Origin of the sequence: Ulvibacterium sp. (genome assembly GCF_028285715.1) — a bacterium.
Lineage (GTDB): Bacteria > Bacteroidota > Bacteroidia > Flavobacteriales > Flavobacteriaceae > Ulvibacterium.
The window spans coordinates 293,227-315,657 of the sequence record NZ_JANQOO010000010.1; the positions used below are offsets into that span (position 1 = coordinate 293,227).

Sequence of the window (22,431 nt, forward strand, 5' to 3'; positions counted from 1 at the left end):
CATTTTAATAGTTTTCGTTTTCTTTGGATGGATATAACATGTTCCGAAATATATTCAATTAATTTTTACAGCCCGTACGGCCTCAACAAAATGTTTGGGCCTTGCCTCCGTGAAATGTGCTATTTGATGACGACAACTGAAGCCGCATGCCACAATTTCATGGTCTTTGTGTAGCTTTTTTATTGCTGGAAACAGAATTTCATTTCCAATTTTTTGGGAAAGGGCGTAATGTTCCTTTTCGTAGCCAAAAGAACCGGCCATACCACAACACCCCGATGGTATTTCCTGGATTTTCCTTGTAGAATCCTTTACCAATGTCTTCATGGCATTAGTGCCATAGAGTGCCTTTTGATGGCAATGCCCATGAATGGCCAGGGCCTTGGATATGGGTTCTAATCGTACGTCCAAATGGCCTTTTTCCAATTCATTGCTCAAGAATACATCAATCATCATCACCCCATTTTTCAATTGTTCCGCCATCTCCGTATCGGCAATCATATCCGGCAAATCATCATTTAGGGCCGAGGCACAACTGGGCTCACACACCACCACCTTTAATCCCTTATCCAAGAATTTTTTCAATCCTTGTGTTGTCCGTACTCCCTCCCTCTTCGCGTCCCGTAAAAACCCATGGGAGATTTTCGGTCGTTGGCAACAACCCACATTGGCCAAAATGACCTCATAACCACAGGAATTCAGAAGCTGAAGTGCTGAAATCCCTACCTGGGGTTCGTGATAATTCAAATAGGTATCCGCAAAAAGCACCACTTTTTTGTCGCCTACATTTGTTTTATGGGCATGCATAGCGAACCATTTATAAAAGGGCCGTTTGGCAAAACCGGGTAGTTTCCTCCGCTTATCGAATTTTACGGCACGTTCCAAAATCGATCGAAACAGCTTGGTTTTTTGAAGGGGGTTGATCATATTGGCCTTCCATCCGGCTATGTTCGCCGCGGCCCTTGCGGAATCACGTATCAATTTATCCCTAAGCGTAATGCCATGTTCATCATAATACATTTGCAAGCTATCGCTTTTCATCTTCGCCATATCCACATTACTGGGACATTCGGATTTACAGGCCTTACAGGAAAGGCAAAGGTCCATGACCTCATGGAGACGTTGGCTGGTCAGACCTTTCTCTCCAAATTGATTGGACATCGCCAAGCGCAGCGCATTGGCCCTTCCCCTTGTTGAATGCTCTTCGTCCCTTGTGGCCTTGAAACTGGGGCACATGGTTCCACCGATTATTTTTCGGCACTCCCCAACACCGGTACACATATGTACCGAGGCCCCAAAACCTCCTTCGACTCGGTATTGGTATTCTGTCCTTACCGCTTGGTCTTGATAGGCCGTCCCATACCGTAAATTATGTTCAATGGTTTGTGCCTCAACAATCTTGCCCGGATTCATCAGGTTATCGGGGTCGAATAGTTTTTTAATATCCAAAAAGACCTTGTATAGGGTTTCCCCGAAAAAACGTTTGTTATAAGCACTCCTTACCAGACCATCTCCATGTTCCCCGCTCCAAGACCCTTTGTACTTCATTACCAGTTCAAAGGTATCTTCGGTGATCGCCTTCAGTCTTTGGATATCCTCTTCCAATCGAAGATCCAATATGGGGCGTACGTGGATTACCCCAACACTGGCGTGAGCATACATCGTCGCCTGGGCCCCATTCTTCTCACATATTTTCAAAACCTGATCGATATACTCGGGCAAGTGTTGGGATGGTATTCCCGCATCCTCGATAAATGCCAAGGGCTTTTTGTTGCCTTTTAACCCCAACATCAATCCCAAACCTTTCTTACGGATTACCCAAACATCCTCGTAGGCTTCGCCTTCCGGGAAAATGGGGTAGGCATAACCCAATCCACTCGCCTTCAATTCTGCTATCATTTGCAGTGGTCTATCCATCACCTCGTCCATGGTATCTCCGTAGAATTCTACTATTAATATGGCTTCCGGGTTTCCTTCTAAAAAGTGACAATGGTTTTTTGTAGTGAGGTTCTCCCTACTAAGGCCGATAACTGTTTTATCCAATATTTCTATAGCGGAGGGGCTAAACGGCAGTATGGATTCTACCGCGGAAATGGCTTCCAAAATTTCGGCAAAATGTGCCACACAGACCGATTTATACTTGGGCAGATCCACAAGATTAAGCTTCAGTTCCAAGGTAGTGGCCAAGGTGCCTTCGCTACCACAGATTAATTTGCTTAGGTTCCATTGGTCGGTATGGACAAATTCGTCCAGATTGTATCCTCCGACTCTTCGCATTACCTTGGGAAAGCGTTTCTTGATTTCCTTAACATGAGTATCCACCAATTTTTTGAAAACGGCATAAATCTCTCCCTCACGATCGTTTTGTGAGGCCCTTTTACGATATTCTTCCGAGGAACAGTTCTTTAAGCCTAGCGAGGTGCCATCTGCGAGTATTACCTTAGCCTCCAAAATGTGATCTACGGTCTTACCGTACAAAATACTTTTGGTACCCGACGAATTGTTGCCGACCATACCCCCTACGTTTGCCCTGCTCCCCGTAGCGGGATCCGGTGCAAAATGCAATCCGTAGGGTTTCAATTCCGCATTGAGATTGTCCCTTACCATGCCCGGTTGTACCCGTGCCCATTTTTCCGTTACGTTTATTTCCAACAGATCGTTCATGTATTTGGAAAAATCCAAAATCATGCTTTTGCCTACGGTCTGTCCGGCCAAGCTGGTTCCAGCTCCCCTGGGAAGGATGCTGATCTTGTTCTTTTGTGCAACGGAAATGGCATTTTTTACATCTTCGGCATCCTTTGGCAAGACTACCGCAAAAGGTTTTATTTGATAGATACTGGCATCAGTGGCATACATGCCCAAAGAGTATTCGTCCGTTAAAACTTCTCCCTTTAACGATTTATCCAAACGATTAAAAATAGCCTTCATCCCCATAATGCCGTTTATCAAATAAAGATAAGTCCCAGGAGACCAACCACCAATAAATAATATAACGTAGGTACAATGGTCCTGCGCAAAACCATACCTTCCTTTCCAAGGAAGCCAACAGTAGCGGAGGCCGCTACCACATTGTGAATCGCGATCATATTTCCCGCAGCCGCACCGACCGCTTGCAGTGCCAATACTATATAAGAGGGCATTGCCAATTTTGCCGCTACCCCAAACTGGAACAGTCCGAACATAAGGTTGCTTACGGTATTGCTACCAGCAATAAAGGCTCCCAGTGCACCAATGGTAGGGGCGAACATGGGATAAATGCGACCAACGGTATCCGCTACCCATTCGGCCATCGCAATGGGCATACCGGGAATACCGGCAGGATTGGCTCCCGAGTTAATGTAGATACGCACCATGGGAACCGTAAAAATCAACACAAAACCGGCTCCCAATAACATTTTTGCACTGTCCTTAAAGGCAATCCGAACCTTGTCCCATTTCATATTATGCAACCCAATAGTAATCGTTCCCGCTATCAGCAGAATTGTCCCGGGCAAATAGATCGGGCTACTAGAAGCCGAGATGGAGGTACCCAAAATTTCGGCCCATACTATTTTAATATTGCCAAGCCATCCCTTTAAGGGTAGTTGTGGAAGTCTGGACAATACCAATAGGGCCGCCATAGCCAGATAGGGGATCCATGCCTTGGCCAATGGCATCTTTTTCCCGACAATATCATCCTTCAATTTTACTTTTAAAGTGCCGAACCAAGTGGAAGGCCAGTTTTCGGCGGAATCAAAATCCCAAACCTTTTTTGGAATCAAAAAACCCCGCTTCGCCCCAATCACAACAATAGGAATAGCGACCAAGGCCCCCAATAGGGAAGGAAACTCGGGACCTAGAAAAAGACCCGTAAGAACATAGGGAACCGTAAATGCAAGTCCGCCAAAAAAAGTGAAGGGCAGTATTTGCAATCCTTCCTTCCAAGATTTGTTCTTTCCAAAAAAACGGGTCATCATGCAGACCATGAGGGTTGGTATAAGGGTCCCGGTTATACCGTGTAGAAGTACTACTTGAGAGGTAACCTGTTGTATATAATCGGAAAGTTCCAACCCGGTTGCGGCAAGTTCCGCATCAAATTCGGGGCTTTGGATGCCACCACTTACGCCAACCAAAATAGGGGTTCCAACGGCCCCAAAGGATACTGCAGTACTCTGCACCATCATCCCCAACATTACCGCACAAAAAGCCGGAAAGCCCAAACCTACCAACAGGGGTGCTACAATTGCCGCCGGGGTACCGAAACCGGCCGCTCCTTCAATAAAGGAACCGAAAAGCCATACGATGATGACCACCTGTACCCTCCGATCTTTGGAGATATTGGCAAAACCCTCTCGAATTACACTTAAAGCCCTAGAATACTTGAGTAGATTTAAGAGTACGATGGCCCCAAAGACAATATACAAAATGTCGAAAGTGATGAACAGTCCTTGAATCGTGGAAGCTATGATATCGATAATAGCTATATCCCAAACCAAAAAAGCAATCCCGATCGTGACCAAAAAAGAAATAGGCATGGCCCTTTTTGCCGGCATTCTTAATCCGACCAAAAGTATGGCGGCCGTAAGAATAGGAACGACCGCCAGAAATGCCAATAGGGATGATGACCTGTCCAACTTAGTTTTTGTTCTACAATTTAAACCCTTGCAATCTGTTTAAAAATAATACAAATAGGACTGATATTCGGAAAGTCCTTAAGATTCTTTGCAAGTGCCCTAGCCCAAATTAAGGAAAACCCGAATGCACTAGACACCTATTCCCAATGACAAAAACTATAAACTAAAATTTTATGGACAAAAATCCGACTCCATTGCAAACCTTTGCATAAAATAGATAAGGCTATCCCTTTTATATCCACTATTTTTATGTGGCATAGCCCAACTCTGAGCACTTATTTCGTAATGGTATGAGCTTCCCAAGAAACGTAAAATACCTACTCTCCTCCGTTATCCTAATAATCGGTATTTCCTGTGCCCCGAAAAAAGGCATATATCCGGAAAATTTAAGGGTTGCCGTAATTGCCGATGTACACCTTCAGGACGTTTACGGTAAACTTCAGGATAGTGAATACCCTGGGGTAAAGAACCCCAAAAATGGGAACTATGTACTTATCCGAACGATGGGAAGTCAGTTGAGGTCCACCCGGATTTTTAATGAAAATTACTTCGCGTTTTTGGCCGCTCTTGACGACATAGTCAAAAGAGATGTGGACTATGTATTGTTACCTGGGGATTTCTCGGATGACGGGCAGCCTATCCATCTACGTGGACTAAAACGGATATTGGAAGACTATTCCAAAGACCATGGACTGTCATTCTATTTAATCCATGGCAACCATGATGTTGTACGGCCGTTTAACCGCAAAGATGGAAAAACTGATTTCCTTGGGGAAGGTGGTAAGCAGCAACCCATTATGTCGCAGGTGCAGATGTATGTTGCCGATACCACCAAAGAACACCCGGTAGTAGTCTCAAGGGATATTCAAAATTTGGGGTATTACGAGTGTACGGACCTTATGGCCGATTTTGGATTTTTTCCCAAAGAAGATCATGTATATTGGGAATCCCCGTTTTCTGGATATACCTATGATACTTATACTTTTGAAAAGGCCAAGGAACAGGCGTCCTTAAAAAATAGGAGCCGCTTACTTCCTTCCAATGCTATTCCCTTGCCGGACACCAGTTATCTGGTAGAACCGATTGAAGGCATCTGGTTACTCGCCCTTGATGCGAATACCTATCTAAAAAAAGCAAAAAAAGATAAGAAAAGAGGAGCAGAGGATTATCCCAATACCGGATTGGGTCACGACAATCTCCTTGACACCAAAAAATACCTCGTGGACTGGGTAAGGAAAGTGGTGAAAAATGCGGAAAGACAAGGCAAAATACTCATCGCCTTTAGCCACTACCCCATGGTCGATTTTACAAATGGTGCTACTCCTGAAATTGATAATTTATTAGTCGGCAGTCAAATGCAATTGAGGCGGGTTCCCAATAACAAAGTGGCCGAAGTATTTGCCGATGCAGGCCTAAAACTCCACTTTGGAGGTCATATACATATTAACGACACAGGAATTACCACCACGGAAAAGGGAAACACATTGGTGAACGTTCAAGTGCCCTCCTTGGCTGCTTATAAACCGGCCTACAAACTGCTTACTATAAAAGAAAAAGCGGTTATGGAGGTGCAGACGATAACCTTGGATTCCGTTCCCAAACTTGATGAATTTTTCGACCTATATGAACAGGAGCACGCTTTTTTGAGAAGTATAAATGACAAAAATGCCTGGAACAATATGGTTTTGACCTCAAAGACCTATAATGAGTTTATGACATGGCATTTAAGGGAACTCATTCGATTACGATTCCTAAAATCCGAATGGCCAACTAAATTTGCTTCCTTTCTTTTACCCATTTCCGGTAAAGAATTACTTGTGCTCTCACAAACGAACACCTCGGAACGTCTTGAAGAATCATTGAAAAAAATCAAGGAGAATAAGACTTCGGATTACTGGATAATAGCACGGGAAGGTGCTAAAATGGCAAATCTGGACTTTGAGCGGTTCGACGATTGGTCGGGATTTGATTTAGTATTCGATCTCTATCGACTTAGAAGCGCCGACGAATTGGCCTTCAACGATATTGGCCAAGAACGGTTGGACCAATACCAGCTTCTTATCCAATCGTTCCTACAACAAGAAAAACTAATTTCAGATAATGACCCGATGCGAAGCAGCCTGATCGAGTTGCTAAAAATGTTTCAAAAATTTATGAACGGGGAGCCTTCCGACCATTTTCAAATACATCTCAATACCGGGAAAGTAATCCCGTTGCATAGCAAAACGGCAGATTGAAACCCTATGGGAAGCTAGAAGCCGAACCGATTCGGTTGGACTTCTGAAATGAAAAGGGGCCAAATCCCTGCCTATTCAAAATACACGATGAAGAGCCAATACCTAAATGCGAATCATCCGATTTCCGATATTTTTACCGGCCTGTTTTCCTGAATGGATTTTATTGCGGCAAGTCCAATTTTTAAAGATTGCAGACCATCATTCCCATTGACGGGCATCATGGTGCCGTTTGAAAGCCCCTTAATAAAATCTTTCATTTCCGTTTTGTAGGCCTCCTGATAGCGTTCCAAGAAAAAATGTAAGGGTAAGGCCGCATGTATCCCTCGATCGTTGTACAGTTTATGTGAATCGTGAAAATTATTGTTGGATTGCACCATACCCTTTGATCCAAAGACTTCCACCCTCTGATCGTAACCGTAGGAGGCCTCTCTACTATTATCTATGATGGCCATGGTACCATCCGAATAGGTTAGCGTAACTACAGCGGTGTCGATATCCCCGGCATCTCCGATGGCCGGATCGATTAAAACAGCGCCTTTAGCGTACACTTCCTCAACTTCCTTGTCCACCACAAAACGGGCCATATCAAAATCATGAATAGTCATATCCAAAAACAGACCTCCTGATTTTTCAATGTAGCTTACCGGCGGAGCACCGGGATCTCGACTTGTAATCTTAACTAAATGAGGTAATCCTACAGCTTCGTTTTTCACTAATTCCCGAACCTTCCTAAATTCCTTGTCGAACCTTCTATTAAAACCCAACATTAGCTTTACCTCGGCCTCTTTTACGATTCGTAACACTTCCGAAACCCTTGCCAATGATAGATCCAATGGTTTTTCACAGAAAATATGTTTTCCCGCTTTTGCCGACAACTCCACATAATCGGCATGCGTATTCGTGGGGGAACATATCAAGACGGCATCGATTTGGGTGCCTCCCAACATTTCCTCAAAAGTATCAGTGGTATAGGGTACGCCTTTGTTCCTTGCATATTGCAAAGACTCCTCATCGGGATCCGTCGCCGCTACGACCTCTACATCCGATGTTTGGAGCAGATTGTCCAAGTGGATTTTTCCGATTCTTCCCAATCCTGCTATGGCTAATTTTAATTTTGTCATCTGTTTCTAATTAATTACAATCCCAGTGTTTTTATGTAGTCCCTATTGGCCTGTGCACATTTTTTGGGTGCTCCCATACCTGGAAGTATATCCTGTTCCACAACGATCCAATCCCCATAGTCCTTATCTTTCAAAAGCTTTACAACTGCATTGAAATCTACAGATCCTTTTCCAAGCTCGCAGAACACTCCTTTTTTTAGGGCATCGAAATAGTCCCCGTTTTCTTGATGGGATAACCGTGCAGCTTCAGGGTCATAGTCCTTAAAGTGAACGTGCCATATTCGGTCCGAATACTTTGTTATGGCATCTATGGGATTACCCCCACCAAAGGCATAATGCCCTGTATCCAAACAAAGTCCCAAAAATTCAGGGTCGGTCAAGGCCATAAGCGTATCTATTTCCTGTGGGGTCTCTACATACCCTGCACAATGATGGTGAAAAACGGTGCGTAGTCCGTGTTTTTCCTTCACCGCTTTGGCTACTTTTTCGGCACCTATCGCATATGCCTTCCATTGCTCTTCTGAAAGTCCCATTTCCGGGGTTATTCTCCCTGCATATTGGGTACGGTATGGTACGGTCCCATTGTCATCGGCCAAAACAATAAATGCTTTCGTATATCCCGCATCATGCATCAACTGGGCCACTTTTAATGCGGCATCGACTCCAGTTTCATGAGTATCGCTATCGGCCAAGGCCACCGGAACAAAGGCTCCCAGTAACTCTAAACCTCTTTTTTCAATTTCCCGCCGCAAGAGATTGGGATTTGTGGGCATATATCCCCAATCACCGAGTTCCGTACCAATATACCCTGTTTCCTTTATTTCGTCCAAAACCTGTTCAAACCCGATTTCCTCGGATTTTTCCTCTAGGTCAAATTCCAGGGCGCCCCAGGAACAGGGTGCATTTGCTATTTTAATCATTCCAATTTTTAAAATTTACGCGACCATATACTGGGCCATCGCTCAATAATTACTTTGGTTTGAGTGAAAAATTCAATGGCGTGTTTCCCCTGCCCATGCAGATCTCCAAAAAAACTATCCTTCCAACCGCTAAAAGGAAATTGGGCCATTGGGGCCGCCACTCCAATGTTAATGCCAATATTCCCGGCATCGGCCTCGTTCCTAAACTGTCTCGCATTTGCCCCACTTCCCGTAAACAAGCAAGCCATGTTACCATAGTCTCCGCTGTTAACGAACGAAAGGGCCTCATCTATAGTCGCCATAGAAATAAGGCTCATTACAGGACCGAAGATTTCCGTTTTTATAAGTTCCTTGTCCAAAGCTACATTCTCCAAAATGGTGGGGGTAATGAAATTCCCATTTTCATATCCGGAAATTGAGGTATTTCTACCGTCCAAGAGCACTTGGGCGCCTTCATCGACTCCCTTTTGGATCAATCCCTCTATTCTTGTCTTGCTTTCCGGGGTGATTACCGGGCCCATGCTAATCCCTTCTTCCCACCCATAACCCGTAGTCCTTGATTTTACGGTTTCGTAAAGGGCATCCTTTACTTCCCGCTGCGCGTCATCTACCGTGATGATGGTCGAGGCTGCCAAACATCGCTGCCCTGCACAGCCATAAACGGAATCTGCAATAATCTTTGTAGACATCTCAATATCCGAATCGGGCAATATAACTACAGGATTTTTTGCTCCTCCCTGTGCCTGTACCCTTTTTCCGTTGGCCGTCCCCTTGGAATAAATATATCGCGCTACGGGTGTACTGCCCACAAAACTGATGGCCTTGATCTGCGGATGTTCTAAAAGCGCATCTACGGAATCCTTTCCACCATGTACTAGATTGACCAAGCCCTTTGGAATATCCAATTGATGGATGAACTCAAAAATCTTCATCATGGTCAGAGGTACTTTTTCGGAAGGCTTTACGATAAAGGCATTCCCAGTAGCAATCGCATAAGGTAGAAACCAGAATACGATCATACTCGGAAAATTAAAAGGCGTAATACAGGCTGTAACGCCTAAAGGTTGGCGAACCATCATTTCGTCTATTCCTGTGGCAATATCCTCTATGACATCACCGGCCATGAGCATCGGTGTACCACAGGCTACCTCAACATTTTCTATGGCCCGTTGTATTTCCCCAAAGGATTCGGCCTTGGTTTTGCCCGACTCATCCGTAATGATTTTTGCCAAAACCTCCGAATTGTTTTCGAGCAACGATTTTAAATGATATAGAACCTGAACCCTTTTCATTACAGGCACCTTGCTCCATTCCTTATACGCCTTTTGTGCAGTGATTACAGCTTCGGCCACATCATTTTTCGTATCCGGGCCATACGGTACTTTTGCCAAAACCTGCTGATCGGCCGGATTTACTACATCAATTGTTTCCTTAGATATACTACTTTGCCAATCACCATTTATATAATTTCTTAAAATGCTCATTTTTTTGAATTCTTAATACGTATTAGTTAAAAACTGCTTTTATCCATTGCTGCCCAATAAAACATATATCAAAATTGTAATCGTACACAACCCGATCGACATGGCTTTGGTATACTTCCATGACGCCAGATTAACGGCACCCACATCGGTAACTTCATACAAATTCCTTCTTGGGTAAAAATAGGAAACCACGTACATAATAACCACATTCAATACGAATTCAATGCCCCATAAATGCACAAAATGAATCCCATGCCCCGTATAGCCCCAAGTCATGAAAATGTAAAAGCATAAACCAAAAATCAAGGCAACCTTGGCCCCAAGGGCGGAAACTTTTTTCATAAAGAACCCTGCCAAAAGGATTGAAGCTATCGGGATAAAGAAAATACCATTCAGTTCCTGCAATAATTGATATAATCCATCAGAGGCGTTGGCAACCATTGGTGCCGCAAAAATGGCCACTACAGCCAATACAGCAGATGTTCCTTTTCCGATTCGGACCAGGTGGGTATCGCTAACACTTTTATATAGATGTTTTTTTACAATATCGACACTGAACAGGGTGGCTACCGAATTTAAAACCGAATTAAAAGTACTCAAAACCGCCCCCATAATTACAGCGGCAAAAAAACCGATCAACCAAATGGGAAGTACCTTTTTTACCAATTGGGGATACACGGAATCCTGTTGGTCAAAATAGGAGTCCTGAAAATAAAAGTAACAGATGACACCCGGGAGTACGATGACCAATGGAATCAATATTTTGAAAAGGCCCGTCAATAATAATCCCTTTTGCGCTTCCTTTAAATTCTTGGCCCCTAATGCCCTTTGAATAATGGCCTGATTCATCCCCCAGAAATAGAGTTGATTGATTATCAATCCCGTAAACAATACCTCAAAGGGCAAAACCGAATTAGGTTTTCCTATCACATTGAATTTCTCCGGGGCAAATTCATAAACCTTTACCAGGCCATCCACAATATTGTTGTCGCCAATGGCCATTAACGCAAGAATGGGAATCAATAACCCCCCGATCAAAAGACCGAGGCCATTGATGGTATCGGAATACGCTACCGCCTTTAATCCACCAAAAATTGCATATATAGACCCAATGGCCCCAATGGCCACAACGGTAATCCAAAGTCCCTGCGTGGTATCTACGCCTAAGAAATCCGAAACTCCGAAAAGACTTTCAATGCCGATGGCCCCTGAATACAATACAATGGGCAAAAGGGTAACGACAAAGGAGAAAATCAATATGGCGGCAACCATGGTCCGTGTGAGTGCATCAAAACGATTTTCCAAAAATTGGGGAATGGTGGTGAGACCCATCTTAAGGTATTTGGGTACGAAAAAAATTGCGGCAATAACCAAGGCTATGGACGAGGTAACCTCCCAGGCAATAACGATGAATCCATTGACGTACGAATTGCCGTTCATGCCGATTAGATGTTCCGAAGAGATATTGGTCAGCAACATTGAACCCGCGATTACGGTTCCGGTGAGACTTCTCCCTCCCAGAAAATAGCCTTCGGAAGAGCCCAAATTGGTCCTTCGCAGGCTATACCAGGTAAAGAGCGCCACTCCTCCCGTAAAAAGGATAAAGGAGGCCAACGTAATGATCAAATCGGTATTCATCGGGTCGGTTGTGGTTTACAAGTAATACTTCTGGGATTTCTTGTTTTTTTGATAGGTCTTGTACGATTCACTTACGGCGGTTTTCTCCGATACCTCCGCCACGGCCACATCCCACCAAGCAAAACCGGGAACGCCTTTCTTGCGATCCACCTCAATATAAATCAAGGTAGTGCGATCAACGGTCTTTGCCTCCTTAAGGGCCTTTTTGAGCTCCCCAACATTGGAGGCCTTGATTACATGCGCACCCATGCTGGCCGCATTGGCAGCATAGTCTATGGGCAATAATCCTCCATCCAATTGGTTGGTCTCCGCATTGCGATAGCGGTAATAGGTACCAAAGCCGTCGCTTCCCAAAGAAGCGGACAGCCCTCCGATACTGGAATACCCATCGTTGTTCAGGAGCACGATGGTTAATTTTTGTCTTTCCTGAATGGAGGTAATAATCTCTTGCGACATCATCAAGTAACTGCCATCGCCTACCAGCACATAGATCTCACTTTCCGGACGGGCCATTTTGGCACCTAACCCCCCCGCGATTTCATAGCCCATACAGGAGTATCCATACTCCAGATGAAAGCCTTTTGGATTTCGGGTTCTCCATAATTTGTGTAAATCGCCTGGAAGGCTTCCCGCGGCACAAATCATAATATCATTGTCATCGGAAAACGTGTTTACCGCACCAATGACCTCACCTTGAAAAGCTGGGGTCTCGTTCTTTTCCGTATAGATATCGGAGACAAAATTGTCCCAGCTGGTATTGAGGTTCTCCACTTTTTCCCAATAATCCGTACTAACCTTATATTCGGACAACTGCTGATCCATTTTTTCAAGAATCGCCTTGGCATCACCTATTAGTGGTAATGCTCCATGTTTAAAGGAGTCGAACTCGGTTACGTTGACATTGATAAACTGCACTTTGGGGTGTTGAAAGGCCGATTTTGAGATAGTGGTGAAATCGCTATACCGTGTTCCGAGACCAATCACCAAATCGGCTTCCCTAGCGATTTCCACAGCTCCTGGAGTTCCTGTTACCCCTACGGCACCCAGATTTTGGGGTTCATTATACTTCAATGATCCCTTACCTGCAAAAGTCTCGGCTACCGGAATGCCCGTGCGGTTGACTAATTTTTTCAAAATTTCAGTGGCACCACTATAGATGGTGCCTCCCCCTGAAACTATCAAAGGCTTTTTGCTTGCCCTTATTTGTTCGATTGCCTTGGCCAAAAAGGCTTGATCCGGCATTGTTCTGCCGATATGCCATACCTTTTTTTGGAAAAAAGTGGCGGGAAAGTCAAATGCTTCTGCCTGTACATCCTGGGGAATACTTAAAGTAACCGCCCCGGTTTCGGCTTGGGAGGTCAATACGCGCATAACCTCGGGCAATGCGGTAATCAATTGTTCCGGGCGATTGATACGGTCCCAGTATTTGGATACCGGCCTGAAACAATCATTGACCGAAATATCCTGGGTAGCTGCCGATTCCAATTGCTGTAAAACGGGGGCCACATGCCGGGTCGCAAAAATATCCCCCGGAATCAATAAAACAGGAATCCTATTTATGGTGGCCGCTGCGGCACCCGTAACCATATTGGTGGCTCCAGGACCGATGGAAGAAGTACATATAAAGGTCTGTAAACGATTTTTCACTTTGGCATAGGCCGCTGCCGTATGTACCATGGCCTGTTCGTTTCGTGCCACATAAAATGGAAAATCCGGGTTTTGATGCAGTGCCTGCCCTATACCGGCGACGTTGCCGTGACCCAAAATCCCAAAACAACCTGCAAAAAACTTGTTTTGGATACCATCCCTTTCCACATACTGATTTTTTAGGTATTCTATGGTGGCCTGAGCAACCGTCAGTCGTTTTATTTCCATTTTGGTCAAAGTTTAAAATCCTCCATTTTTTTCTATAAAGGCCAACGATTCTTCCAAAGTCGGCATAAAATTGGCGCAACCCTTTTGGGTTACCACATGGGCCCCGCTAGCATTGCCCATACGGCAGGCCTTGTACATATCCCACCCCTGCAAGACACCGTACAGAAACCCACTGGCAAAAGCATCGCCAGCTCCTAGAATGTTAAGTACCTCTACCGGAAATCCAGGAACATTTTGCATGGATCCGTCCTTTCTACAGATACTTGCCCCATCCTTGCCCCTCTTTACGATTAAGGTCTCGATGCCCGTAGCAAGCAGCCGTTTTATGGACTCATTGATATCACCTGAAATTTCAGGGGCCGATATTTGCTGATGCTTTATCGTTACTTGGGATGTGTTGACCATAGTTGCCGCCAGTATTTCCTCTTCCGTCCCTATGGCTATTTTCACTTTCGGCAATACAGCGCGCATGGTTATACCATAAGCCCTATAGTCGTGCCACTGATCCGCCCTAAAATCGAGGTCAAGAACTACTTCGACCTCATTGTGGTTTGCTATTTCAGCGGCGTAAAAAGTAGCGCTTCTAGAGGGTTCCCTATTCATGGCCGTACCATTGATCAATAAAATCCGATGGCCCGGGATATTGGCCTTATCCACGTCATCAATGTCCACTTGACTGTCGGCCGCATTGTCCCTGTAAAACACCAATGGAAACTTATCCGGAGGTTCTATCCCCAGCACTACGGCACTACTACGAGCGGAATTCTTTATAGGGATGCATTGCGTATTGACTCCTTCTTGGTTTAAAAAGTTTACAATAAACTCGCCAACTTTATCATTCCCCACAGCAGTCAAAAGACTGGTTTTGATCCCTAATCGCGCACAACCTACGGCAATATTCAATGGGGACCCCCCTACAAAGGCATCAAATCCCTTGATATCTTTAAATGCGGAACCAATGTCTTGCGAATAAAGGTCTATGGAAGATCTTCCAAATGTAATTACATCATATTTTGTATTGGTCATATTCCTATGTATTCATTTCTGCCGTTACCAGGGGCAGTCTTTTATCCTTTGAGGTCCAAGAATCGTAAATCCATTCGTGGTCCGGGTCCGTGGTATTGGCCAGACACTGATCTGTTCCGGCCAAAAAGTTAAGATAGTAACAGTGAAACCCGTGTTCCGCTACAACCGGATGAAAACCTTTGGGTATCATAACTACATCATTATGCCGAGGTCTCACTATTTCGTCCAAAGATCGATCTTTGGTGTAGACTTGTTGAATGGCATAAGCCTCCGATTTTTGAAATTTGTAGAAATAGGTCTCTTCTTGAATGGGTTCCAGCACAGTGCCATCCTCGTCAAGAATCCTTTCATCGTGTTTATGTGCCGGGAAAGAACTCCAATTGCCCGAAGGGGTATATACTTCCCTAACCACAATACTATGGCATCCAAAGCCTGGAGGTACCAGATCATTGAACTGCCGTGTGGCATTGTCCCCGCCAAAAATAACCACCGGAGTTTCCTCTGGAGTAACGAACTTTGCGGGAAAATCCTCATCGGACTTACACCAACCATAAGCAATATCCAATATAGCACTGGTAGCCTCTAACCTAAACTTTGTATGTCTTGGTAAGTATAGGGTATGGGCCACTCCCCTGAAAACATCCTTGCGCCCGTTAAGGGTCTGCCAATTTCCCTTATCGCTTTCTACCTTAAAGTTACCGCTCAACAGTACAATGACCATCTCATTTTCTTGGGTGTCCCATTCCCAGGTTTCATCCTGGACCATTTCCCTGGCTTCAAAGGAAAGGTATTCCCATTGGGCCGATTCGGGGGATATTTGATGATATATCCTTGATCCAGTCTTAGGTTTTACCAATAGTGGAGATTGTATTCCCATATTCTTATTTATTGGATGAATTGATTTGCCTTACCTGTGGCTCCCAAAAGCTCAAATTTCTCCAACATGAATGCTTCGTTCGCCTCAATATACCTTTTACCCGGGATTATGGGGTCAAAAAGTTCAGGGGTATCCCTAAAAAATTCCCTATGCACTCTTGTCCAAAGGAGTCTTGTATCCGTGGCTATGTTAATTTTGCATACGCCGAATGTAATCGATTTAACTATTTCTTCTGGAGAAACTCCAGTTGCACTTTCGCTCAGCGCACCCCCATTCCGATTTATTCGGGAGATTTCCTCTTTATTTACCGCAGACCCGCCATGGAGCACTATGGGAAAGTGGGGAAGACGCTTTTGTATGTCCTCAAGGATATCAAACTGTATACCTTCACCTCCAGAAAACTTATAGGCTCCATGACTTGTGCCTACCGCAACGGCCAAACTATCACATTGGGTCAATTGCACGAATTCCTCAACTTCGGAGGGTTTGGTATATCTTGCCTCTTTTTCATCGATCGAGATATCGTCCTCAACCCCACTAAGTACTCCCAACTCCGCTTCCACACAAACGTTTTTCTTATGGGCTTCCGCCACTATGGCCCTTGTTCTTTCCACATTTTTATCAAAACTATCATGCGATGCGTCTATCATTACTGAATTGTACGTGTTGGAAGTTATGGCGTCCAGTACATGTTCCTCGTTCCCATGGTCCAAATGAACGGCGTAGACCGTTTTCGGATATATTTTAGATGCTGCCTCAATCATTGCGGACAACATTTTTTCATGGGCATAATTCCTTGACACTGGGGTAATCTGAACCAAAAAAGGGGCGTTCGCTTTTTCCCCAGCACGAAATAGTGCATGTACTTGCTCCATCGTAAACACGTTTACGGCAGCAATTGCATATTTGCCGTAGCACTTTGTAAAGAGTTCCTTTGGCGAAACGATCATATCAGGTCATTCTACGGAAATCATTAGAACCTCTTATTATCATAAAAAAACAATAAAAAAACGATGTTGAAAAGCATGCTGGACTAAAATACTATGCAAAGGTTTGCATTTTCCTACAACTCTATTTTGTCATTAATCCTGGAGGTACATTCCTTGGAAGACGCCCTAATAACAAGCTCTGGCTTAAAAACTTCCTGTCGAAATTCTTTCTGTGGAACTTCATCATTTAATCTATGCAATATGATTCTTGCAGAGAGCATCCCCAAGCTGTAAACCGGTTGCCAGACCGTAGAGAGGGATGGTCTAAAATAAGAAGAATGGGGTTCATCATCAAAACCGACTATTGAAATATCCTCAGGTATCTTTAGGGCCATTTTCCGAGCGATGTGCATGGCAGAGATCGCAATATTATCGTTCATGGCAAAAATTGCGTCAGGTGGATTTTCAAGTTTCAATAGCTTTTCGGATTGCTTTAGCCCATCGTCATGGGAAAACCCGGGAACATGCTCAATGTACTCCCTTCGAATTGGAATACCACCATTTTCCAAAGCATCCAAATAGCCTTGAAGCCTATGTTTTGTAGTGCTAAGATTTAAAGGTCCTCCTAGATGGGCGATTCTTGTGCACCCTGATTTAATGAGATAATCTACTGCCTGGAAAGCTCCCGCATAGTCATCTACCAAGACCTTATCCGCCTCCAACCCAGGGCAGTCCCTATCAAAGACCACTACCGGGATATCATTTTTTTGAAGCGCCCTGAAATGATCAAAATTCTTGGTTGCGGAGGTAGGTGACACCAAAACGCCATCCACTTGTATTTTCAATAATCTCTGGATAATGACCACTTCCTCCTCATAAGATTCGTTTGAAAGACATATCATAATGTTATATTCGGAACTGCCTATGACATCCTGAATACCGGTAATTATTGCAGAAAAAAAGTGGCCTGTGATCTCCGGGACGATTACCCCAATGGTGTTGGATTTCTTTTGCAGGAGATTCAAGGCAAGTAAATTAGGTTGATAGTCCAATTTTTTGGCCAAGGCCCTGACTGCGTCCTTTGTTTCCTTCTTTAATGCCGGATGGTCCTTTAAGGCCCTGGAAACCGTGGAAGGCGCAATCCGTAACTCGCGGGCAATATCGATAATCGTAACCCTACCCTTTTTCATGATCGGCGATTTAGAATCTTTTTCAACATTTGTCTATCGACGTATTATGGCAGCATTATCAGCTGTATACAATCCCAACCTACTTAGAAAAATACAAAAAAATATGTTGTCATGGTACTTGGAAAAATCCAACACTATAAAGGAACAACTAAAATTTATCGAACCGAAATAAACTATGTTTAGTTTTCTTTAAATTCTATGAGCAATTCGCCGCCCTTGACAATCTGTGAATGTGGGATGGCGTTTTCTTGAATCGGTTTCCCGTTTAGGAAAGTGTTTTTTATGGCCCAGTTGCCTTGGTCATTATTTTTAGTGCGAATTACAAAATGTGTTCCAGGATAATAATCAGGATGTAGGTCAATTTTAACCGCATCGAAAATGGGGCTTCCCAATTGGTATGCCGGGTCTTCCTCGGTACCGCCGTTCATTTGAAACAATCCCATCTTCAGCAATACGGCCAAACTTCCCATAAGCCCTTGGTCCTCATCCCCGTTATATCCTGTTGACGGATCAAGACCACTAAAAACCGAGTCGACCACCTTACGGGACCAATATTGGGTTAAATCCGGTCTTCCGAGTTGGTTAAAAATAAAAGCGGTTTGAATGGAGGGTTGGTTACCATAATTGATCGGAACACGACTATATTCCGGGTGCACTTCAACATCATGTGAAGTTCCTGAAGTAAAATCCAGTTTTTGGGCAGTCTTAAATTGGCCGTTCAATTTTTCAACTGCCCTGTCCAATCCGCCCATCAATTGGGCCAAGCCGGTTATATCATGAGGTACGAACCAAGTGGATTGCGCCCCGTTGCTCTCTATAAATCCGTTTTTATACAAATAGGGGTCATAGTTTTCCATCCAATTCCCAATGGAATCCTTAGGCCTAATCCAGCCAGATTCCTTATCAAAAAGGAGTTTATAGTTGTTTGACCGATCCAAAAAATAGCCATAGTCTTCTTGCTCATTTAATTTTTTTGCAAGTTGGGCCAAGGTCCAATCCTGATAGGCATATTCCAGGGTAAGGCTGGCCCCATCTTGATGACCACCAAATTTTCCCTCGGGAATTGGATAGGGCACAAAGCCTTTTTCCAGATAGTGTTTAAACCCTCCACCCAAATTTGTGGTGTGTTCATAGCCTGCTTTTTCCATGATACCACCGGGCATATGGTTTTTCCTTAAGGCCTTGTAGATACTTTCCAAACTATCCCTTACAATTCCTTTTTGGATTGCGCTTACGATAAAAGGAGTACTGGAAGCACCTGTCATTACATAGGTATAATTACCGCCCGAAGGTCCCCTTGGGACAAGTCCACCATCGTTGTAATACTGTAGCAGGGAGCGTACGAATTCTTCCTTGATATCGGGATAGACCAAACCCCAAAGCGTATTCAAGGTCCATTGTGCCCCCCAAAAGGAATCGGAATTGTAATGGTTGAACTCGGGTTTTCCGTCGACGCCCAAAGGCAAATGCCCAACCCTAAGGTTATCTCCGGTATTGTCCGGGTAACTGCCGTTCACATCGTTGATGATCCTTCTTCCCTGCAGTGCATGCCAGAGATCTGTATAGAAACGGCGTCGTTGTGTTTCGGTACCTCCGCTAACCTTGATTCTTCCCAATACGTTGTTCCATTCTTCTTTGGATTCTTCGACCACTTTTTCAAAATTCCAGTGGTCCAGTTCAGTTTTTGAATTTTTTTGCGCATTTTCAATCGAAGTATATGAAATTCCCGCTTTAAGTTGTACGGTCTTTTTATTTTGCTCCATGAAAACTAGGTAATTGCCCGTTCTATCGTCCTGGACAATCGAATCGATCTTTGAATCAAATTCCGTTTGAAAAAAAACCTGGAAGGGTTTGGGACGTCGGTGCGTTGGTGCCATTTCAAATTCTCCCGTGAGCACATTGTCGTCAATTTTTGTCAATGTACCGTTCCTATTTTCACAAGGACCCAATAATCCGTTTAAATTAAACAATAGGGCAGGTTTCCCTTTCGTAGGGAAGGAATATTTATGGAAACCCACCCGCTTTGTGCTGGTTAGCTCAACTGTTATATCATAGCGCTGTAAGAAGACCTTATGATATCCCGGATTGGTCTTTTCCTCGTTATGGGAAAACTTTGAATAAAAATCACTGAAAACAGTTTGTCCGTTCTCTTCAGAAATCGTTACCGGCATTACGGAAAGTCCGGAAATCTGCCAACCGTGAATATGACTAAATCCTTTGATAGTATCGGTCTTGTGACGATAACCGCTACCCCATGCACCGCCGATTTGCGTATCCGGACTAAGGTTGACCATCCCAAAAGGACGACATGCGGATGAAAATAAAAACCAGCGAGAGTTTTCGGTATCCAATTGGGTATACACCTTATCCACAGGAGAGGTATCAAATTCCGTTATCTTGGAAGAACTTGTCCGTTCCGTACCACATGCATGTATCAAAAAAAGCAATAGAAATGCTCCCAGACCTCTTAAAACGAAGGATTCATTTGGTTTCATATTTCCTAGAAAATCAATCTTCATCGGATCACCCTATCAATACCGATGTCCTTACCTCAATAAATATAAGGTTTATGAGAACATTTTAAGCCTAACCACTATTGACCAGGGCCATCAAAATGTGAATATGCCTTAAAAATAAAGGCAAGCAACTATTTGCCTGCCTTTACTAAACTAATTCAAACTTAAACAAACTAATTACGAAAAACCAACACGATTACTAGTGTGTTATTCTATTTTAAAACGAATTGTACAATTCGCTAATACCCTGGATTCTGATTCAAGAAACCTTCTATTCCCGAAGCCGCGTCCACGGCGCTTTGGGGGATAGGAAACAATCTCTTATTGGGATCGGCATCTGTCTTATCCGTCCAAGCATCCTCATATTTGCCAAAACGTATTTGGTCGCTACGTCTAAAACCTTCCCAATACAACTCAAAACCACGCTCACGGAACAGGGCTTCCAAATCTATTGAGGGCCATGCTTCCGGGGTTTGGTCCGGACGGGCCGTTCTGGACGTTCTTACCGTATTGACATCGGCCAGGGCACCTGCATCGTCGCCATTTCTCAGTTTCGCCTCCGCACGCATTAGGTATACTTCAGCCAAACGTATCAATACCAAATCTACGCTACTGAAGTTATTACCGTTGGGAGAGGTTCGGCTAAACTGGTACTTGGAACAGCGGTACCCGGTGTTGTGCAGGGAACCTTCATTGGTAAAGTTGACTTCGAAGGTATGGTTTACATAAGCTACATCACGATCTGGGCCACTTCCCCGGGTCAATTGGATCGGGTAGATCCGTACTTCGCCACCATCACAGGAAAGAAACGCGCCATCTTCACCCTTTCGGGGTCCCCATTGAATTCCGCGTAGTATGCCCCTATCTATTTCAAAATCATCGGGCGCAATGCAGTAATAGCTGTTTTCGGTCTCAGTAGCGATCAGCTTTTCACGATTTTCAAAGTCATCCAATTGTGCCGGGGGTATTATCGTATTCTGCTGATAAAACCGTGCATCGGCCTCGGCCGGATCAACAGGGCCGTAGGCATCTATCCAAGTCTGGATAAAATCGGAATTGATTGCGGGACCGTCGGTTCCATCCGCACTTGGAAATTCAGGTCTTGGGAACATATCCCCAGCAATGGACCAATAGGCCCACCGGCTGTGCTCCCTTCGTAACTGACCTCGCTGATCTAAGGCAAATATAAGTTCCGGATTGCTATTATTATCGTCATTAAAAAGGTCAAAATATTCCGGTGACAATGAGAAGTTACCAGAATTGATAACATTATCCGTATATTGGATGACCCGGCCCATATCCTCGGTACTAAAACTGGGTGTCCCATACGGATCGCGATATACCGCCGCATTGAGATATAGTCTTGCCAAAAGGCTCCAGACCGCGGCCTGGGTTATTCTGCCCGGACCTCTATCCGTATTGATGACATCCACAACCGCCAAAAGTTCGCTTTCAATATAGTCTATGGCATCTTGGGTTCGCAGTACCTCGGAGAGTTCCGCGGAAGACTCTTTTCTCAATACCAATCCCCAGCTATCCAACATCAACATGTTTAGGTACGCTCGCAATGCCCGCATCTCATGGAGGGCACCAAGCGCCTCATTATCGCCGCCATCCGCAAGTGGCGTCAATACCTCAATAGCCGCCAAGGTTCTGGAAATATTGGTGGTTAGTTCGTTCCAACTATCCCCAACCAAATCATTGGTAGGGGTAATGGTATGGGCATGGGTAGCTAAAAATTTCCCCCCATCAAACCAGTCCGTTCCTCCCCGAAAGGGCAGGATACCCTCATCCGAAGCAATAAGTTGCAGGCCATAATAATTGGTATGTCGCCATACCCAGGAAACATAGCCGTAAGCTGGGGCAATGGCGCCACTAACCGCTTCGGCCTGGCCCCCAAATTCGGATTCATCCAGTCTTTCTTCTTCCAGATCGGTACAGCTCCAATTGAAAAGGGAGCAAAACACAAGAGTTGCAATTAAGATTCTATTTTTCATTTTCTAACAAT

The 22,431-nt window shown here is 44.4% G+C and carries 14 protein-coding genes; 1 reads left to right on the forward strand and 13 read right to left on the reverse strand.

Going from position 1 to position 22,431, the window contains the following annotated elements:
- Positions 1-54 precede the first annotated feature (54 nt).
- Both Q0993_RS04615 and Q0993_RS04620 read right to left on the reverse strand, forming a co-directional pair.
- A complete protein-coding gene (locus tag Q0993_RS04615) occupies positions 55-2,925 on the reverse strand; it encodes an FAD-binding and (Fe-S)-binding domain-containing protein (RefSeq protein ID WP_299530156.1) in 2,871 nt (956 codons plus the stop codon).
- Between the two features lie 17 nt (positions 2,926-2,942).
- Positions 2,943-4,610 carry an L-lactate permease gene (locus Q0993_RS04620; RefSeq protein WP_299530157.1) on the reverse strand — a complete coding sequence of 556 codons (1,668 nt, stop codon included), beginning with the start codon at positions 4,608-4,610 and terminating at the stop codon, positions 2,943-2,945.
- A 290-nt stretch (positions 4,611-4,900) separates the two neighbouring features.
- On the opposite strand from Q0993_RS04620, the gene Q0993_RS04625 reads away from it, so the two are divergent.
- Positions 4,901-6,847 carry a metallophosphoesterase gene (locus tag Q0993_RS04625; protein WP_299530158.1) on the forward strand — a complete coding sequence of 649 codons (1,947 nt, stop codon included), beginning with the start codon at positions 4,901-4,903 and terminating at the stop codon, positions 6,845-6,847.
- Positions 6,848-6,960: 113 nt separating this feature from the next.
- Here the strand turns inward: Q0993_RS04625 and iolG are convergent, their stop codons facing one another.
- From iolG to Q0993_RS04680, 11 genes are all read right to left on the reverse strand, one after another.
- Positions 6,961-7,968, reverse strand: a complete 1,008-nt coding sequence (gene iolG / locus Q0993_RS04630) for an inositol 2-dehydrogenase (protein WP_299530159.1) — start codon at positions 7,966-7,968, stop codon at positions 6,961-6,963.
- Positions 7,969-7,982: 14 nt separating this feature from the next.
- Positions 7,983-8,888 (reverse strand): TIM barrel protein, encoded by a 906-nt coding sequence (locus Q0993_RS04635; protein ID WP_299530160.1) that lies wholly within the window; start codon positions 8,886-8,888, stop codon positions 7,983-7,985.
- A gap of 8 nt (positions 8,889-8,896) precedes the next feature.
- Positions 8,897-10,372, reverse strand: a complete 1,476-nt coding sequence (locus Q0993_RS04640; protein ID WP_299530161.1) for a CoA-acylating methylmalonate-semialdehyde dehydrogenase — start codon at positions 10,370-10,372, stop codon at positions 8,897-8,899.
- Between the two features lie 39 nt (positions 10,373-10,411).
- Complete coding sequence (locus Q0993_RS04645) at positions 10,412-12,010, reverse strand: solute:sodium symporter family transporter (protein ID WP_299530162.1); 1,599 nt, start codon at positions 12,008-12,010, stop codon at positions 10,412-10,414.
- A 15-nt stretch (positions 12,011-12,025) separates the two neighbouring features.
- Complete coding sequence (gene iolD / locus Q0993_RS04650) at positions 12,026-13,885, reverse strand: 3D-(3,5/4)-trihydroxycyclohexane-1,2-dione acylhydrolase (decyclizing) (RefSeq protein ID WP_299530163.1); 1,860 nt, start codon at positions 13,883-13,885, stop codon at positions 12,026-12,028.
- A 12-nt stretch (positions 13,886-13,897) separates the two neighbouring features.
- Positions 13,898-14,911 carry a 5-dehydro-2-deoxygluconokinase gene (iolC, locus tag Q0993_RS04655; protein WP_299530164.1) on the reverse strand — a complete coding sequence of 338 codons (1,014 nt, stop codon included), beginning with the start codon at positions 14,909-14,911 and terminating at the stop codon, positions 13,898-13,900.
- A 4-nt stretch (positions 14,912-14,915) separates the two neighbouring features.
- The gene (gene iolB / locus Q0993_RS04660; RefSeq protein WP_299530165.1) at positions 14,916-15,788 is read right to left on the reverse strand and encodes a 5-deoxy-glucuronate isomerase; all 873 of its coding nucleotides are present in this window, start codon (positions 15,786-15,788) and stop codon (positions 14,916-14,918) included.
- 8 nt (positions 15,789-15,796) lie between these two features.
- The gene (locus tag Q0993_RS04665) at positions 15,797-16,738 is read right to left on the reverse strand and encodes a class II fructose-bisphosphate aldolase (protein WP_299530166.1); all 942 of its coding nucleotides are present in this window, start codon (positions 16,736-16,738) and stop codon (positions 15,797-15,799) included.
- 113 nt (positions 16,739-16,851) lie between these two features.
- Complete coding sequence (locus Q0993_RS04670; protein WP_299530167.1) at positions 16,852-17,907, reverse strand: LacI family DNA-binding transcriptional regulator; 1,056 nt, start codon at positions 17,905-17,907, stop codon at positions 16,852-16,854.
- 179 nt (positions 17,908-18,086) lie between these two features.
- Complete coding sequence (locus tag Q0993_RS04675) at positions 18,087-20,402, reverse strand: GH92 family glycosyl hydrolase (protein WP_299530168.1); 2,316 nt, start codon at positions 20,400-20,402, stop codon at positions 18,087-18,089.
- A 260-nt stretch (positions 20,403-20,662) separates the two neighbouring features.
- Positions 20,663-22,420: a RagB/SusD family nutrient uptake outer membrane protein gene (locus Q0993_RS04680; RefSeq protein WP_299530169.1), complete on the reverse strand. Its 1,758-nt coding sequence runs from the start codon at positions 22,418-22,420 to the stop codon at positions 20,663-20,665.
- Between the last annotated feature and the right edge of the window lie 11 nt (positions 22,421-22,431).

Coding starts and splice junctions, on each gene's coding strand:
- Q0993_RS04615 (WP_299530156.1), bottom strand. CDS start 2,925: ATGAAGGCTATTTTTAATCGTTTGGATAAATCGTTAAAGGGAGAAGTT.
- Q0993_RS04625 (WP_299530158.1), top strand. CDS start 4,901: ATGAGCTTCCCAAGAAACGTAAAATACCTACTCTCCTCCGTTATCCTA.
- iolG (WP_299530159.1), bottom strand. CDS start 7,968: ATGACAAAATTAAAATTAGCCATAGCAGGATTGGGAAGAATCGGAAAA.
- Q0993_RS04635 (WP_299530160.1), bottom strand. CDS start 8,888: ATGATTAAAATAGCAAATGCACCCTGTTCCTGGGGCGCCCTGGAATTT.
- Q0993_RS04640 (WP_299530161.1), bottom strand. CDS start 10,372: ATGAGCATTTTAAGAAATTATATAAATGGTGATTGGCAAAGTAGTATA.
- Q0993_RS04645 (WP_299530162.1), bottom strand. CDS start 12,010: ATGAATACCGATTTGATCATTACGTTGGCCTCCTTTATCCTTTTTACG.
- iolD (WP_299530163.1), bottom strand. CDS start 13,885: ATGGAAATAAAACGACTGACGGTTGCTCAGGCCACCATAGAATACCTA.
- iolC (WP_299530164.1), bottom strand. CDS start 14,911: ATGACCAATACAAAATATGATGTAATTACATTTGGAAGATCTTCCATA.
- iolB (WP_299530165.1), bottom strand. CDS start 15,788: ATGGGAATACAATCTCCACTATTGGTAAAACCTAAGACTGGATCAAGG.
- Q0993_RS04665 (WP_299530166.1), bottom strand. CDS start 16,738: ATGATCGTTTCGCCAAAGGAACTCTTTACAAAGTGCTACGGCAAATAT.
- Q0993_RS04670 (WP_299530167.1), bottom strand. CDS start 17,907: ATGAAAAAGGGTAGGGTTACGATTATCGATATTGCCCGCGAGTTACGG.
- Q0993_RS04675 (WP_299530168.1), bottom strand. CDS start 20,402: ATGAAACCAAATGAATCCTTCGTTTTAAGAGGTCTGGGAGCATTTCTA.
- Q0993_RS04680 (WP_299530169.1), bottom strand. CDS start 22,420: ATGAAAAATAGAATCTTAATTGCAACTCTTGTGTTTTGCTCCCTTTTC.